Annotated in this window: 11 protein-coding genes; 4 read left to right on the top strand and 7 right to left on the bottom strand. The window is 48.9% G+C overall.

Annotation, left to right across the window (positions count from 1 at the left end):
- The first annotated feature begins 21 nt into the window (after positions 1 to 21).
- The 4 genes from ACQKPA_RS16090 to ACQKPA_RS16075 all read left to right on the top strand — a co-directional run bounded on the left by ACQKPA_RS16090 (position 22) and on the right by ACQKPA_RS16075 (position 5,404).
- A complete protein-coding gene (locus tag ACQKPA_RS16090; protein WP_427493616.1) occupies positions 22 to 1,131 on the top strand; it encodes an ABC transporter ATP-binding protein in 1,110 nt (369 codons plus the stop codon).
- The gene (locus tag ACQKPA_RS16085) at positions 1,128 to 2,783 is read left to right on the top strand and encodes an ABC transporter permease (RefSeq protein ID WP_216533079.1); all 1,656 of its coding nucleotides are present in this window, start codon (positions 1,128 to 1,130) and stop codon (positions 2,781 to 2,783) included. The genes ACQKPA_RS16090 and ACQKPA_RS16085 overlap by 4 nt, the downstream gene beginning before the upstream one ends.
- Before the next feature lie 139 nt (positions 2,784 to 2,922).
- A complete protein-coding gene (locus tag ACQKPA_RS16080; protein WP_427493615.1) occupies positions 2,923 to 4,623 on the top strand; it encodes a sensor histidine kinase in 1,701 nt (566 codons plus the stop codon).
- Positions 4,616 to 5,404: a response regulator transcription factor gene (locus ACQKPA_RS16075; protein ID WP_427493614.1), complete on the top strand. Its 789-nt coding sequence runs from the start codon at positions 4,616 to 4,618 to the stop codon at positions 5,402 to 5,404. Before ACQKPA_RS16080 ends, ACQKPA_RS16075 begins: the two co-directional genes overlap by 8 nt.
- 89 nt (positions 5,405 to 5,493) lie before the next feature.
- Here the strand turns inward: ACQKPA_RS16075 and ACQKPA_RS16070 are convergent, their stop codons facing one another.
- The 7 genes from ACQKPA_RS16070 to fdrA all read right to left on the bottom strand — a co-directional run bounded on the left by ACQKPA_RS16070 (position 5,494) and on the right by fdrA (position 15,728).
- Positions 5,494 to 6,054 (bottom strand): delta-aminolevulinic acid dehydratase, encoded by a 561-nt coding sequence (locus ACQKPA_RS16070; protein WP_427493613.1) that lies wholly within the window; start codon positions 6,052 to 6,054, stop codon positions 5,494 to 5,496.
- 95 nt (positions 6,055 to 6,149) lie between these two features.
- Positions 6,150 to 7,007 (bottom strand): hypothetical protein, encoded by an 858-nt coding sequence (locus tag ACQKPA_RS16065; protein ID WP_427493612.1) that lies wholly within the window; start codon positions 7,005 to 7,007, stop codon positions 6,150 to 6,152.
- A gap of 1,558 nt (positions 7,008 to 8,565) precedes the next feature.
- A complete protein-coding gene (locus ACQKPA_RS16060) occupies positions 8,566 to 9,516 on the bottom strand; it encodes a carbamate kinase (RefSeq protein ID WP_427493611.1) in 951 nt (316 codons plus the stop codon).
- Between the two features lie 167 nt (positions 9,517 to 9,683).
- Complete coding sequence (locus ACQKPA_RS16055; protein WP_427493610.1) at positions 9,684 to 11,048, bottom strand: tetratricopeptide repeat protein; 1,365 nt, start codon at positions 11,046 to 11,048, stop codon at positions 9,684 to 9,686.
- 74 nt (positions 11,049 to 11,122) lie between these two features.
- Entirely contained in the window at positions 11,123 to 12,664 is a 1,542-nt protein-coding gene (locus ACQKPA_RS16050) for a xanthine permease (protein ID WP_427493609.1), read from the bottom strand.
- Positions 12,665 to 12,751: 87 nt separating this feature from the next.
- Complete coding sequence (locus ACQKPA_RS16045) at positions 12,752 to 14,182, bottom strand: DUF1116 domain-containing protein (RefSeq protein ID WP_427493608.1); 1,431 nt, start codon at positions 14,180 to 14,182, stop codon at positions 12,752 to 12,754.
- Between the two features lies 1 nt (position 14,183).
- Positions 14,184 to 15,728, bottom strand: coding sequence for an acyl-CoA synthetase FdrA (gene fdrA, locus ACQKPA_RS16040; protein WP_427493607.1), 1,545 nt, complete (start codon positions 15,726 to 15,728; stop codon positions 14,184 to 14,186).
- Positions 15,729 to 15,731: the final 3 nt, after the last annotated feature.

Below are 15,731 nucleotides of genomic sequence, written 5' to 3'. Positions count from 1 at the left end.
CTATAGAATCAGGTGACAACCATGAGCGTAACCATAACCATTCAAGACTTAATCAAAAAATACGGCGACACAACCGTCATTCCCGAGCTGTCCCTGGAGATTAAAAAGGGTGAATTCTTCACCCTTCTCGGGCCTTCCGGGTGCGGCAAGACGACACTGCTGCGCATGATCGCCGGCTTCAACAGCATTGAAGGCGGAACCATTCATTTTAACGAGCGCGTTATTAACCAGGTGGAACCGGGCAAGCGGAATATCGGGATGGTCTTTCAGAGCTATGCGATCTTCCCTCACTTAACTGTCAAAGGAAACATCGCGTTCGGACTGGAGAATCGAAAATTATCCAAAGCGGAGATTAACGCCAAGGTGGATGAGATCTTAAAGGTCGTTCAGATCGAGCCCTATAAAGATCGTATGCCGAAGAATCTGTCCGGCGGCCAGCAGCAGCGCGTTGCGCTAGCCAGAGCGATCGTTATCCGCCCGGATGTCCTGCTGATGGATGAACCTCTATCCAACCTGGATGCCAAGCTTCGGGTCGACATGCGTAACGCCATTAAAGACATTCAGCGAGAAGTCGGGATTACCACCGTCTACGTTACGCACGATCAGGAGGAAGCCATGGCGGTATCCGACCGCATCGCCGTCATGAAATCCGGCGTGATTCAGCATCTCGGAACGCCACAGGAGATTTACCAGCGTCCTGCAAACGTATTCGTTGCAACCTTTATCGGCCGTACCAACATTCTCGAGGGTACATTAACCAAATTGGCAGACAGCTATGTCCTGCACTTCGGCTCCGGTTATATGGAAGAGCTGTCTAACATCGAGGTTCCGAAATCCGATGCCAAGGCTGATACACTTAACGTTCAAATCTCGGTTCGGCCGGAAGAGTTCATTCTAACCGAGGACCAAACCGGCATGAAAGCAACGATTGTGCACAGCGTATTTTTGGGGCAGAACACCCATTATTTTGTGGACTTGTCGTCCGGTCAACGCATGGAGATCACGCAGGAATCGAAAACGTCACAGATCCTCGAGCCTGGCCAAGTCATCTATCTCATAGTGAAAAAAGAGAAGATCAATGTCTATGATGCGGCAGGCGAACTGAACTATACTAGGGGCGCTCGGCTATGAGAGAGACGCGCAAACGATTTGACGTCTGGACCAACATTTCGTTACTGATCTTTGTATTCTACATTCTTTTTCTCGCTCTGCCTTTGTTTACGATGCTGTTCAAGAGTGTGTACAACGGTACGACAGGCGATTTTTCCCTCGCCTATTTCACGAAGTTTTTCAGTAAGCCCTATTATTTAAACGCGCTGTTCAACAGCGTGAAAGTCACCGTCAGCGTAACCTTGCTTGCCGCCATTATCGCAACGCCGCTGGCCTACATCATGGCAACGGTGAAGATTAAAGGCAGTTCGGCCATTCGGGTCATGATTCTGATCTCCTCGATGTCGGCTCCTTTCATTGGCGCTTACTCCTGGATCCTGCTGCTGGGCAGAAGCGGCGTCATTACGAAATTCGTTAGCAGCACATTCGGCATTACGATGCCGGATATCTACGGATTTACGGGGATCTTAGTGGTCTTAACCTTGCAGATGGTCCCTCTGATCTTCATGTATGTGTCCGGCGCACTGAAGAATATGGATCAATCGTTGATGGAAGCAGCCGAGAGCATGGGTTATACAGGCTTAGGCAAAATGCGCAAAGTGCTCCTCCCGCTCATTACGCCAACCTTGCTGGCAGGCGGCCTGCTCGTCTTCATGCGCGCGCTTGCCGATTTTGGTACGCCGATGCTGATCGGTGAGGGATACAAGACCGTGCCTGTGCTGATCTTTAACGAGTTCATCAGTGAGGTCGGCGGCGATGACGGTTTTGCGGCGGCGATCAGTGTCATCGTCGTTCTGTTCGCAACTACGATATTCCTGCTGCAAAAATTCGTAGCTAATCGTAAATCCTTTACGATGAGTGCACTTCATCCGATCGAAGCCAAAAAGAAAAAGGGCATCGGCAACATCGCGGCTCATGCCGTTATCTATCTGTATACGTTAATCGCACTGCTGCCGCAGCTCTATGTCATCTATACATCGTTCCTGAAATCCAATGGTAGAATTTTTGTAAAGGGATTTTCGCTCCAAAGCTATCAAGATGCTTTCAGTAATATTGGCGGCGTCATTCTGAACACGTTCTTTCTGGCCATCGTGTCGCTGGTCGCCATCATTCTGCTAGCGATACTGATTGCTTACGTAACCGTTCGAAGAAAGAATGCATTAACAAATACGCTGGATATCTTCACAATGTTCCCGTATATCGTTCCGGGCTCCATACTCGGGATTGCTCTATTGATCACGTTCAACAATAAGCCGCTGGCGCTAAGCGGAACAGCCGTCATCATGATCATTTCGTTTGTCATCCGGCGGCTGCCTTATACGATTCGATCCAGCGCGGCCATTCTGCATCAGATTAACGATGGGATCGAGGAAGCGGCGATCAGTTTGGGAGCTTCCCAGATGAAGACGTTCTTCAAAATCACGCTTCCGATGATGCTGGCAGGCGTCGTCTCCGGCGCGATCTTAAGCTGGATTACCATCATAACCGAACTAAGCACCTCGATCATTCTTTATACAGGCAAGACCAAGACCGTAACGGTTGCCATCTACACCGAGGTCATCCGCGGGAACTACGGCGTGGCGGCAGCGCTGTCAACCATTCTTACCGTCATTACGGTCGTGTCGCTGCTCGTCTTCCTGAAGCTCTCCGGACAGAAGGAAGTTTCCATGTAATGTGAAGAATTCATAACGAAAGACTACATCCAAGTCGACACCTGCAGCATGAAGGGCGGCTTGGATGTATTTGGATTATCTGCGGTTACCGCGAGTCAGTATAATAGGATCGAGGGCCTTATCGCAGATGGAGGGCAGCATGAAACCAACACATTATCGTAATTTCAAGGAATCAACCCGTCATTTATTTCGCATCTATACGATGATCCCGTTCTCCATCTTAATCGTATTGTTTTTGGCGTTCACGATTATTAATGGCAGAATGAACCTAACCCAAAAAACGACCGAAGCCGCCCAGTCCATCAGTCAATCCATTTCCGGCGTGTATCAGCAGTACTACGAGGAGATTCACCGGATGGCCGTTTCTCCTACCGTGATCAATTATGTAAGCTCGCATCTGGGCAGCGAACAAGTGTATTCTGCTTTCTATGATTTCAACAACAGGCAGAAGGTAAAGAGTATTTTTCATATCGTCAATACGGACGGGGTCTTCCTGGCAAGCTCCGCCCCGGCGGATGCACTGTATTCCAATTTTGCCTTCGGCAATCTCCTTCATCGGATCGATCAGCGGCCCGGCGACATACTTACCGAAATGAACAGCTTTCGTTATTCGCATGACCGCGATACGAGCTACACGTTTGGCAAAGCCATCGTGAAGGACAAGCGGACGATAGGCTATATCATCTATCAGCTGTACGAATCCGACATTCAGAAGGTGATTTTCGAACAAAATAATGAGATTGCCATGATCACCGATGAACATAACACCATTATTGCCACGACCAGCAATGTAACCAAAGGCGTTCTCAACAAATTCAGCCCCAAGCTCGATAACAGAGGACATGTTCTGCTGAACGAAGGCAAGTATTATATGTATGCCAAACGTATCCCTGATACGCCGATTCAAGTCATTACGCTAAACTCCTATAAATCGGAGCAATACACCTATTATACGGTGTCTTTCTTTGTCCTTGCGGCCAGCCTGCTGCTGTGGGTGTTGATCCAGTTCCTGGCGAACAAAATGTCGACGCGCAATTCCGAATCGATCGATAAATTAATTCATGCCTTGGCACAGCTGCGCGAAGGAAACTTCAATGGCTATGTCGACATTCAGACAAATGACGAGTTTCAAATTCTGGGCGATGAGTACAATGTGATGCTGGATCGGCTGAAGGAATTGATCGAGAAAAATAAAGAGCTGTCGGAGCTTCGCACCATTATTGAGGTGAAGCAGCTGCAATCGCAGTTTCATCCGCATTTTATTTTTAATGTTCTGGAAACCCTGCGCTATGCCATTAAGATCGACGCCAATCAGGCCCAGGACATCGTGCTGATTCTATCCCGCTTGCTAAGGTACAGCATCGGACATGATCGCAATGTTCAACTGAAGAATGACATGAATTATGTACGGGATTATCTAAAGCTGCAGCAAATTCGGTTCAATGATCGGCTGGAATACCGGATTACCGTAGCGGAGGAAACACTGGATGTATACGTCCCCAAGCTTCTGCTGCAGCCGATTATCGAAAACGCTATCAAATATGGTTATGAGAATCAAAGTGATGTGCTGATCGAGATTAACATTTACACCTCCACCGGCAAGCTCATTCTCGAGGTTCGCGACAACGGGCAAGGCATGAGTAAAGAGAGACTGCAGGAAGTGAACCAGATTTTGCAAAGCCAGACGAACACGACGCAGCATATCGGGCTGTATAATGTTCACCGTCGTTTAGTTCTTCTATATGGTGAAGAATCCGGCATCCACATTGACAGCGCGCAAGGAAAAGGCACCTGCGTAGCACTAACAATTCCTTACGAATGGAGTGGATATCATGTTTAAAGTACTGCTGGTCGAAGATGAGGATATGATTCGCAGGGGCATCCGGTTCAGCATCGATTGGGTTCAATACGATTGCATCGTTATTGAGGAAGGGCTGAATGGACAGGATGGTTACGAGAAGATCTGCGAGCTCAAGCCGGATATCGTCATAACGGACATCACCATGCCGATCATGGATGGCATCACGATGATTCGGGAAGGCTTGCAGCAGCATACCTTCAGCAGCATTATTATCTCCGGTTATAATGAATTCCACCTTGCGCAGCAGGCGCTCCAGTTAGGCGTGAGCGAGTTTCTGGTAAAGCCCTTAGAGGACGAGCAGCTGGTCGCGGCACTCGAATCGGCCAAAGCTAAAGTGGATTTAATCCGCAAATATGAAGTGATTTCGAATCATCCGCAGGAAAAAGAAGAGATTTTGAACAGCAAATTTCTGGAGAAGGAAACCAAAACCTCAAAATACGTGGCCAAAATGATCGCCTATGTACAGGAGAATTATGCCAAGAAGATCAGCATTCATGATCTCGTGGAGGAGATCGGCTTAAGCGCCTATTACCTGAACCAGAAATTCAAGGCAGAGACCAGCTATACGTTTAATGAATTTCTCAATCGTTATCGCATCCAGAAATCGATTGAATTACTGAAGTCTGGCGATAACAAAGTTTATACCATCGCGCAGGATATCGGATTTAGTGACTACAAGTATTTTATAAGCATCTTCAAAAAATACGCCCACGTCACGCCAAGTCAGTATCAGGAGTATTTCGAGGAGAAGAATGGATAGAACGGGTATCTAGATACCAAGGGTACTCTATCGTACTTATATTGCACATACACCCCCGCTAGGCATAAGCAGGGGTGTAGGATTTTTATCTATGATTCCTGTCGTTCATACAACCGATACATGGATAGTTCATCACTCATCGCTACTGCTTGGGCAAAGGCTTCCTTTACGTCCCTGCCCTGCTGAACGATCTCATAGAACAGCCGCAGAACGAACATCAGCGCATCGTTGCCGTCCGGATAGTCATCCGGCCCGATATACATCTTGCAGCCCCGCTCCAGGAAAGCTTCAGCCAGTGCTGGAGCGCCCAGCGAGCAGCCGTTCGCGATCACCGTCTTCCCGTCCAGCTTCGCATAACGCCGAATCTCATCGGCCCCGAAGCCGCCCCTCGGCTCCTCCTCCTCGTATACCTCTTCGCCGAGCTCCGGCATGATCAAGCTGCCCTCATCCCCGTGAAAGTTCAACAAAATCATATCGGTGCCTTCATATAGATCATCGCCTGACAAGACGGAGATCAGATCATTCGGTCTCCCGATCCAGTATGTAAAGACGCGCACCCCGAAATACTCCAGAGCCGCCCTTACAGCTTGGCTCTCCATGTCGCAATCCGGTCCGACGACCAGAGCGACCTGCATAACGGGCTTACTCACCACTGTATCAACTCCTGACAATTATATAGATTTGGAATTGGAGCCCCTTTCTATTATTGCCGGCAACATTTCCTTTTTCAATCAGGAGCGGTTTATCACACTTTTCTCCATATCATCCACCATTGTTTATCATACGAATCGACTTCAATCTCTTCCAAACCTAGATTCGCTTCGCTGATCCAACCTCTAGCTAGTTGGATATAGTCGTTGTGAAATTCGGAGGAATAACCCATTTCATCATATCCGGCATAAGTAATGTTATCGAATACCACGTATCCTCCGCTCTTTAACTGTTTACAGCTTGTGTCCATGAGTTGGATAAACGCTTGATACGCTGCATCTTTTAGCATTCCTTTGCGGTGATAATCCATAACAGCTTGCAGCATTAGAGGCTCTATTGTCCACCAATCTTGATTTACGGTATCAATGCCCTCGCGATCAGCGATAATGGTCTGGATGATATCGTTAATAGCGTGATGAAAAGCGACAACGTCAAAAGAGGACTCTGGATAATATAAACCGATATTGGCGGCATCGTCCTCAACAATCCTTATGTTGACGTCCATTCCTTTCGTTTTCTCCTGGAAATTTCGTGTCAGGTCCCTGTTGAGGTTGGCCGTCACATAGGACCCCGCTTCATGGGAATAGGCGTCTACAGCCTTTGGAATGTAAATGACATCGCCTGCACCGACTTCCAAAAGACTTAAAGCACGGGGCATGTTCAGCTCCTTGAAGAGATTCTGCCAAGATGCCGAATAATACAATTGAAGATATTCGAATACCCTCTCCTTGGATATATCTATTGGTACTGCTAATATGTCTTTCAATTTATTTTCCAATTGGTCTACGCTCATCTGTTTCAATTCAGATATCATGTCCTGCGAAAAGTCACGTTTCAGGATATCGTTAAACACGCCGGCACTCGTTTTCTCTGCTAGAGTCTGCATATTCATCAGCGTATCCCTCTCTTCTTATGGTTTCTAGAGTATATTCGAATATATGGTGTTTTTTCCTCTTTTTATTATTAGCAAAGGAGTATATTTCACGTTTCAAAAAATTGCGGTCTGGATGAGAAAAATAAAAGACGCCGTCCGCCAAACTCAGAGTTGTACCATTCATCGAAAGCGCAGGAGAAGGGTTGTTTACGCAGATAAAGGAGCGTGAGATGGAAGGCGTTGTCAGTAATATTGTTCTTCTACTGAAGGACGCGTGGCAAGAAATATTATTGCTTACCAGACAAGTCATCGAGACGACAATAAGCAGGTGCTCCAATCGTTCCAACAGGCATGGAATCAGCAAAAGAGTATCTATGATTCTACAATCAACATCAGCCACAACGAAGACTAAATAAGCTGCCTCCAATAGAGTATCGGAAGCAGCTTACAGCCTAGGGTCTTTTTTCAGTGTCTATAAAATGGGGCTTGACCACATAATGTTCAGGGTCTTAACTCCTTCAATTATCCTTTTACTACATTTTAATCAGTTTCTGTATCCATTTAATAGTAATTTCATCTTTTGCTTCTGGACTCAAATCGGTTGGTATCTGCAAATACTGCTCTTCTTCAGGCATTTTATGCAGTTGACTATGCACGATAGGATCAGCATTACTGTTAGCAGAATAATATTGAGGAAAGCGGTAATCTTGTCCTTCAAGTGATCGATAAACATAAAAATTGTACTCGATACCATCCACTACACAAAAGGCATGACCTTGAATTCTCGGATCGCACCAGACGTGAGTCCCTTTAGCTTTTTTAAAGAAAGTAAAAAACCATTCTTCTGAGCTTCCGTAATATGATAATCATCCAAATAATACTTAGATGATATTCGATCAAAGTTCGTATCGATGATCTGGTAGTTCAAAATCACTTCGGCCCTCTTTTGAAGAATGGGGTTAAAATAATCCTCTTGGATCCCGCCCTTATATTTTGATAATCGGCTCCTTACCAAGTAGTCGATATTACTGTGGTCTAAATTACGACCAAACGTTAACAAAAATCGTCGTTTATCCAATTTTACTCTGAACCCCATTTTGGAAGTGAATTATGGTATACATCAACATTACCTTTATGGTCAGGCCAATTATCTTTTGTATGATAATGCCACCGAGTATGAGTTCTAGATTGGGAAGTGAAAACATCTAGTCTCAAGTATTCTCTACCATCTTGTCCAAATAAAGAAATTACATGTTCTCCTTGATTAATTCCCATTCGGTTGACTAGGAGCTTCTGGTCCTTTGATTCTAGTATAACCATATCTTTCATATTGAGCTTTAATTCCTGGCTCTAATTTTGGCCATACAATCTCATCGAATTGTTTACCTATTTGCTGTTGTATCTTCTTTGGGTCCTTTCCCCATGTCCGCCATCAATCAGCGGAAAACCCGAGGAGCCCGATTGTGCGGGTATCATCGCAAAGAAACCCGAGAGAGGTACTTTTTTCAAAGTATCCTCTCTCGGGCCATGTTCAACCAAGTAGATATAGCGGTTCATTGGCCACCAGCTTGCGCCATTAACTCACAATATGAGTGCCCGCCTGTTTCCTGATGGCATCGCTTAAGCTTTCCGGGTTCGTAATGATGACTCGGCGTCCGGGTTTCTTTAGAAAATTAAGACTCGCCTCAATTTTGGGGAGCATGCTGCCTTTCGGGAAATGCCCCTCTTTCACATACTGTTTAATCTCTTCAACGGTGACCTCCTCCAGTGCCTTCTGATCCGGCGTACCGAAATTCACGAATACTTGGGGCACGCCCGTTGTAATGATCAGCGTTTCGGCATCTACCTGCTCTGCCAATAAGCTTGTGGCGAAGTCCTTATCAATCACCGCATCGATGCCTTCATAGGTATGGTCCTTCGTCTTGATGACAGGAATACCTCCTCCGCCGACGGCAATCACGATACAGCCGGACTCGATCAGCGAACGGATGGCATCCTTCTCGACAATATCAATGGGAGCAGGTGAAGGAACAACCCTTCGATATCCGCGGCCCGAATCCTCAATCATCACCCACTCGGGATGCTCGCGCTTCAATTCCTCGGCTTGCTCCAGGGAGAAGAAAGAGCCCACCGGTTTGGAAGGATCCCGGAAATTACGGTCGGCTTCGCTGACCTCAACCTGTGTAATGATGGTCGCTACTTTTTTCGTGATGTTACGGTGGATAAACTCATTCGTTAACGCCTGTTGAATTTGGTAGCCGATCCCTCCTTGTGTGTCCGCCACGCAGTTCACTAGCGGAACGGCATTCATGCCGATGACCTCGGAAGCAACCTCACTCCTTCGCATCTCGAATCCAACCTGCGGCCCGTTTCCGTGGGTAACGACCACGTTGACGCCTGCTTGCACCATGTCTGCAATGTTGGCTGCAATTTCACATACCGCCTCATACTGATCCTTAATCGACTCGCGGCCATTATCCTTGACTAACGAATTACCACCAATGGCTACAACTACAAATTTATCCATGACTAACCTCCTGGTCGATCAGCTAATGACTCTAGCTGAGTGATCCTCTATAAACGAGCTCTGAGGCGCTGGAAATAACGAGTCCCGCATGCATGAAGAACCCCATCTTTCCCGGCACGCAAGAGACCGTAGATGTTTCGTAAAGACGTGTTAACATTTGAATGGAATTATGGCTTTGCAGCAATTATGGTCTCTTTCAAGCTCTTGGCTCTACCATGATCCGGATGAATAGCCTGTGCTTGTTCAATCAACCTCATGGCCTGATCCGGCTGATTAAGCGCTAACAGGCTGCTGGCTTTCTCGCAGTAATAATCCGCATGAGCTGGACCGCATTGGATAGCTTGATCCATCGCTTCGATCGCTGCCGCATAGTTACCAAGCAAATTCAGGGATTGCCCTTTATGGTAATGATATAGCGCATTGGTGCGGTCATTCGTGATTGCATTGTCTATCGTATCCGCAGCCTCTTGGTGCTTACCCAGCGATCTCAAGCTGTTCGCCTTGTGGAAGGAAAAATCATAACGCCAAGGCTGCTGGGCTAACAGCTGATCCATCACGATGACGGCTTCCTCGTGCCTGCCCAGTTCTCTTAAATAATTGGATTTATGATAGCGGTAGAACGTCTCCTCCGGCTTCCGCTCAATCGCTTTATCATATTCGGCAATGGCTTCTTCCGGACGTTTCATCATCCGATAAGCATTGGCGGTATAGAAATAGAAGTCGAGATCGCCGGGATCAAGCGACAGGGCTTGATTGTAAGCAGCCAGAGCCTCATCATAACGTCCTAATTCTCCGGAACAGTAACCTTTGTAGTAGTAGAGGTCATTAGGATTCCCCTCTTGCCCCAGCGCATTATCTATGATCGTGATGGCTTCCTCGTACTTCTCCGCCTTCGCCAGCTCTTTCGCTCGTTGGATGCTGTCCGGGATGATTACGCTTTGTTTGTTCAGAATCTTTATTACCTTATGTTGCTTCATCTCTGCGGCATGCTGGAGAGATGACTTTCCGTCCCGATCCTTCAGGTGCACGTCGGCCCCTGCTTCAACCAGAAGCTGAATGAGATCGGAGTACAGCCGGCCCCCGTTTCCAAGAATGACAGCCTCCAGCAGGGCGGACCAACCCAGATTATTCACATGATTAACGGCAACGCCTGCTTCCAGGCAAATCTGAACGGTTCTTAAATATCCCTTTTCGCTTGACGGCAGCAGCGTTGTACCACCAAACCGGTTCACGCTCGTGATATCCGCTCCTGCTTGAATAGTCAGGCGCAGGATTTCATGAAAGCCGTTAGCTCCTGCACATAGGTATGGGGTTAACATGGTGATGTCTCTTGCATTCACGTCGCTGCCGGCTTCAATTAACTTTTTGGCAAGGGAGACCTGATTTTTCTGAGTTGCAGCCATTAGTGCCGTCCGGCCCTGACTGTCCTTGTGATGAACATCGGCACCACGCTTCAATAACTGCTCTACCGCAGCCAAGTCTCCGCGATCGCATGCCAGAATGAGTTCGTCATTCATCGCTTCAGCATTCATGGAGTAACCTCCTCATTTGATGTTTTCAATCCTTGTCATTCAGATCTGCATATTCAGACCAGCGCGTGCCGGCATTACTCTGACTGCAATTGGTTTGCCGGATCGCGAAGATCGGTAAAGTGCTTATACACAAACAACGCCGCAACCATCAGGTAAGCATATACGAACGGCATCAGTGCATCCTGGGCAAATCCGACCGTCGGCGCATGGATGATGCCGAATAAGGACAGGACGGCAGCGATGGCCGCGAACACGGCAGCCCGCAGCGGCTTATTCAGTATGGCAAAAATGGCGATCGATCCCCAGATCAAGCTGCTGAGCGGCGCACCGTTCCCCAGATGGTTCAGACCGTTATAATACACGCCTTTGCTTAACAATAAATCGATGCCCACCTTGGAAGCCGTCGTTTCAGCAGCACTAAAGATGTTATTGGCCAAGGTTAAGGCCCAGTTGGCGATCCAAGGGAATAAGGTGATGAAGATGACGGGCACTTCAATCTTCGGCGTCTCCCGGACGACCTGATTGGCCGTGACCACGCCGACATAGACCAGGATCGGTACAATCGCGACAACCGGAATGATGGACAGGAGCAGCGCTCCTATTCCAAAGAGCGAAATGATTAGCATGGCAAAGCCGGATGCAATCGTATACCCAAGACCAGCACCGATGGATTTCCAGCCAGCATGCCCAATGTACACGGTAACCGGGAACGGGTTGCCCGTGAATGCGCCGATGCTGGAAGCCACGCCGTTTGTCAGCATGACGTTCCGGGTGTTGTAATGATCACCCGCCGCATGCGCGCTTTCGATGTTCTCCAGGTCGAAAATATAATTGGCGAGCCCCAAAGGTATAGCCGATGCCAAGTACGGCAGCGCATGAGGAATTCCTTGGAACAGGCTTGTAATGTGCACTTCAGGCGGATTAAAGCCGAGCGTGGACAGCGCAGCCGTAATCGCCTCCGGATTCTGCAATCCGAATACCCAGGCCAGGACGGTGCCGGCAATGAGCAGCAGAAAGCCGGTCGGGATTTTTTTGAATATCGGGGATTTACCGAACCAGTTGATAAAGATGATGACCAGTACGATAAAAGCGACGATCGGTGTTTCGAATGATTGCAGCATCGGGTTCATGGCAAGCAGCAGCAATCCAAGCCCGGACAAACAGGATAAGAGAACGGTTCTTGGAATGACCTTTCTGAGCAAATCCCCCAAGAAGGAACCCACAACGAGGATCAAGGCTTCGAAGAAGCACCATACCAGACCGATCTGGAGCGCAAACGTTGCATCATTGGTCTGTCTGAATACCGGAATCAGCACCAGAAAAGTAACGGTAAATATTGATGGGGCGCTCGGACCCGAAGGCAACGCGGTAATGTCACTTCGGCCCGTCTTCTTTGCCAGCTTGTATCCAAACCAACCGTAAGCCATGCTTGCGATAAAGATAGCGAATCCGAAGGCAGGGACTACTCTTCCGTAGACCATATCTTCCGGAAAACCTACAACGAATATCAAAAGTGAAATCATGGTCAGCAGATTGGTTAGATTATTGGCAAGCAAGCCGAAAAACGCAGCCCAATCTCCTTTTTTCCATAACATTTTCATGAGTACCTGATCCATATAAAAGCCTCCTTAGATCAATACGCTTATAGATCTAGCATTTCAGGTGCCCCTCCGACTTGAGCGCATGCCTGAGGGGCTGCCAATCTAGGACTGAATGCGCTGGCTTAAAGCCTGCAGCGCCTGTTCAAAGCAGTCCACCGGAGGATGCGTGATGCCCGCTCCAATCATTCCGATTCCCGGGTCTTTATGCGCGATGGCCGTGTTGATCACGGGCATGATGCCGGTTTGGGCCACTTTGCGAATATCAATGCCCGTTGGAATGCCGCTGAAGTTCAGCAAAGGAATCGTGACGTTCGGATTTTCCGTGGTCGTAATCTCCTTCATCTTGACTGAATAATTCATGGCTTCATCCACGGTGCCGCCGACAAGCGCCACAATCGCCGGAGCGGTTGCCATCGCGAATCCGCCGATTCCGTAGGTTTCCGTGATTGCGCTATCGCCGATATCTAGGCCTGCATCCTCCGGCTTATAACCTGCGAACATGGGGCCAACCACCTTTTGTGCCGGTCCGGTGAACCAGGTGTTGCCTGGCATGCCGCTGACGCGAATGCCGAATTCAACCCCATTGCGGGCCATGGTGGTCACGATGGTGCTGTATTCAATCCCATGCGCCGCATCCAACGCACATTTACAGAGCGCCATCCAGGTCGGGCCGGAGAAGTAATCGCTGCTTGCCACAAAATCAAACACCTCGATTTGCTGCTCGGTAGGGAAGTCCGTCCGCAAAATCAGCGGCGTTAATGCTTGGATTAACAGCGTTGTACCGGCATTGTTGCGGTTATGGCATTCATCCCCCATATGAAGCGCCTGCGACAGCATCAATCGGAGGTCAATACCATTCTCAGAGAACTTCATCGCATCCCGGAGCATCGGGCCCAGCACGTCTCTCATCCAATTGAGGCGGGCGATGACCGTTTCGTCATTGGCGCCCATCCGCAGTATTTTGGACAGCTGCTCGCTCAGGTTTGTGTACGCGATGTTGCCGTACGTCCGGTTCTCCACGATGTGCATGAACATGGAGGCTGAGGTTACCCCCGCCATCGAGCCTACGCAGTTATGCTCATGGCATGGGGAGAAGGTGATTTCACCCGATGCCGCAAGTTCCGCTGCTTCATCCAGATTGCTGGCCAAGCCTTCGAAGACCAGTGCGCCCGTAACCGCCCCCTTCATCGGACCGCTCATTCGCTCCCATGTTATTGGCGGACCTGCGTGCAGGATCGTCTTTTTGGTCATGCCCGGCACAACATGAATCGCCTGATCGAATCCGATCAATACCGGCTGGGAGTTGATGATCCGCTCCACGGCCAGCTTATTCGCCGCTTCGATTTTCTCCTGAATGTCCGGCTGATCCAGCTTGTCAAGCAGTGCGATCACCTCAGGCTTACCGCCGCCCGGCGGTTTCCACTCCAGGTGGGAAACCTTCCCTTTTTGCTTCAAAATATCATCTTTAAACATTTCCAGACCCACATTGATTACATGAAGCTCGCTGTTAAATAGCTCATTGATTCTACTCATGTCATACTCCTTTCTCGACGAAGCCTCTGGCAAGAAGCCCTGTATTCGTACTGCTGCTGGCATACGTAACTCCCGCAGATACCAGTTTATTTAACTGCTCTTCCACAGACGGTGTATCGAGATCCGTGCCCAGCACATAGCCGATAATCTCCAAATGCCTTCCTTCTTGTTCAGCGGCCTGCTTGGCTTCCACAATCGCCGGAAGCATGACCCCGACCGGATCCTCGTGAGCTCCGTATCCAAGAACGAAGTCCATCACGATAACGCCAACCGCTGGATCTTTAGCTTCCTGCTTGAATCTGGAAATCCGGGAAGAAGGATCGATCATCGGATGAGGCTTGCCGTCGGTGAACTCGTCGTCCCCAAAATCGATAAATGTGTGGCCCTGACTGACGTGAATATCCTGCAGCCGGTACTTCGGATCCTTCGGAATATTGCTGTATACATCCTCGTATTGCTCCATCGCCAGGTACATGGCTTCGTCGCACAGCGTTCCGCCGCAGAACAATCCACGGATGTATTTTTGCTCCGGCGTCAGCTTGGCCTTGATCTCCTCGATGAGAGGCAGATTCAGCGGATGTTTATCGATGGTGCTCTCGTCGACGCCCGACAGGATAACGGCTTTCAACGCCGCTTCTTTCGTCGTTTTGGCGAAATGTCCGCCAGCATTTACCACGGCTTCTTCCGTTCCGCCGATAAAACACACCACAACTGGCTTGCTCATGTTCTTGATCTCGGCGAGCACCTTCTCCTCCACGCTCTTGGCCGGCGGCTTCGAGACCAGGACAATAACCTTGGTCGCTTCGTCTGCATTAAGCGCTCTCATGCCGTCCAGCATCATAATGCCGCCAACGCGTTCGCTTAAATCTCGTCCCCCCGTGCCGATCAGCTGGGAGATCCCGCCGCCAAAGTCATGAACCCGAACGCTGACCTCCTGGCTTCCCGTTCCGGATGCGCCTACGATGCCGATGCTTCCCGGGCGCACTTTATTGGCAAAGCAGAGTCCCACACCTCCAATGATGGCCGTCCCGCAGTCCGGTCCCATCATGAGCAAACCGCGCTCATGCGCCATGTTCTTGAGCTCGATCTCCTCTTCCACGCTGACGTTATCGCTGAACAGCATGACGTGGAGATCATTCTCCAGCGCCTTTCTGGCTTCTCTGGCTGCGAACAGTCCGTTTACAGAAATGACGGCCAGCTTGGCCGAAGGAAGATTTCTTGCGGCTGAGTCGATCGTCGGGAACGTGAGCTCACTGTTTCCTGCCTCGCTACCCTTGCTGTTAAATAGGGCCTCCACACCTTCGTAAGCGCTTTCTACGAACTCTTCAGAGACCGCTTTAATGACGATCATCAGATCACTTCCCTTGGCTTCCTCCAGCTCCGGGGTCATGAGACCGACATTAGCCAGCACTTCCTTGTTCATCTGCGTCCCCATTGCGATAAAGGCCTGATCGACGCCATCTAATTGATTCGCTTTGGTTGACAGTGACATCAGTGAGACGGAATCAAAGTACGTATTCTTTTTAATCACAACTTTAGTCGACATGCT

It is taken from the genome of Paenibacillus sp. NPDC093718, assembly GCF_050279985.1.
GTDB lineage: Bacteria > Bacillota > Bacilli > Paenibacillales > Paenibacillaceae > Paenibacillus_AQ.
Note: the sequence above shows the minus strand (reverse complement) of the source record. Positions and strands in the feature narration are given on the sequence as shown.

Excerpts from the sequence above, each read along its gene's own strand:
- ACQKPA_RS16045 (WP_427493608.1), bottom strand. The coding sequence starts at position 14,182 with ATGAGTAGAATCAATGAGCTATTTAACAGCGAGCTTCATGTAATCAAT.
- ACQKPA_RS16050 (WP_427493609.1), bottom strand. The coding sequence starts at position 12,664 with ATGGATCAGGTACTCATGAAAATGTTATGGAAAAAAGGAGATTGGGCT.
- ACQKPA_RS16055 (WP_427493610.1), bottom strand. The coding sequence starts at position 11,048 with ATGAATGCTGAAGCGATGAATGACGAACTCATTCTGGCATGCGATCGC.
- ACQKPA_RS16075 (WP_427493614.1), top strand. The coding sequence starts at position 4,616 with ATGTTTAAAGTACTGCTGGTCGAAGATGAGGATATGATTCGCAGGGGC.
- ACQKPA_RS16085 (WP_216533079.1), top strand. The coding sequence starts at position 1,128 with ATGAGAGAGACGCGCAAACGATTTGACGTCTGGACCAACATTTCGTTA.
- ACQKPA_RS16065 (WP_427493612.1), bottom strand. The coding sequence starts at position 7,007 with ATGAATATGCAGACTCTAGCAGAGAAAACGAGTGCCGGCGTGTTTAAC.
- ACQKPA_RS16080 (WP_427493615.1), top strand. The coding sequence starts at position 2,923 with ATGAAACCAACACATTATCGTAATTTCAAGGAATCAACCCGTCATTTA.
- ACQKPA_RS16090 (WP_427493616.1), top strand. The coding sequence starts at position 22 with ATGAGCGTAACCATAACCATTCAAGACTTAATCAAAAAATACGGCGAC.
- ACQKPA_RS16060 (WP_427493611.1), bottom strand. The coding sequence starts at position 9,516 with ATGGATAAATTTGTAGTTGTAGCCATTGGTGGTAATTCGTTAGTCAAG.
- fdrA (WP_427493607.1), bottom strand. The coding sequence starts at position 15,728 with ATGTCGACTAAAGTTGTGATTAAAAAGAATACGTACTTTGATTCCGTC.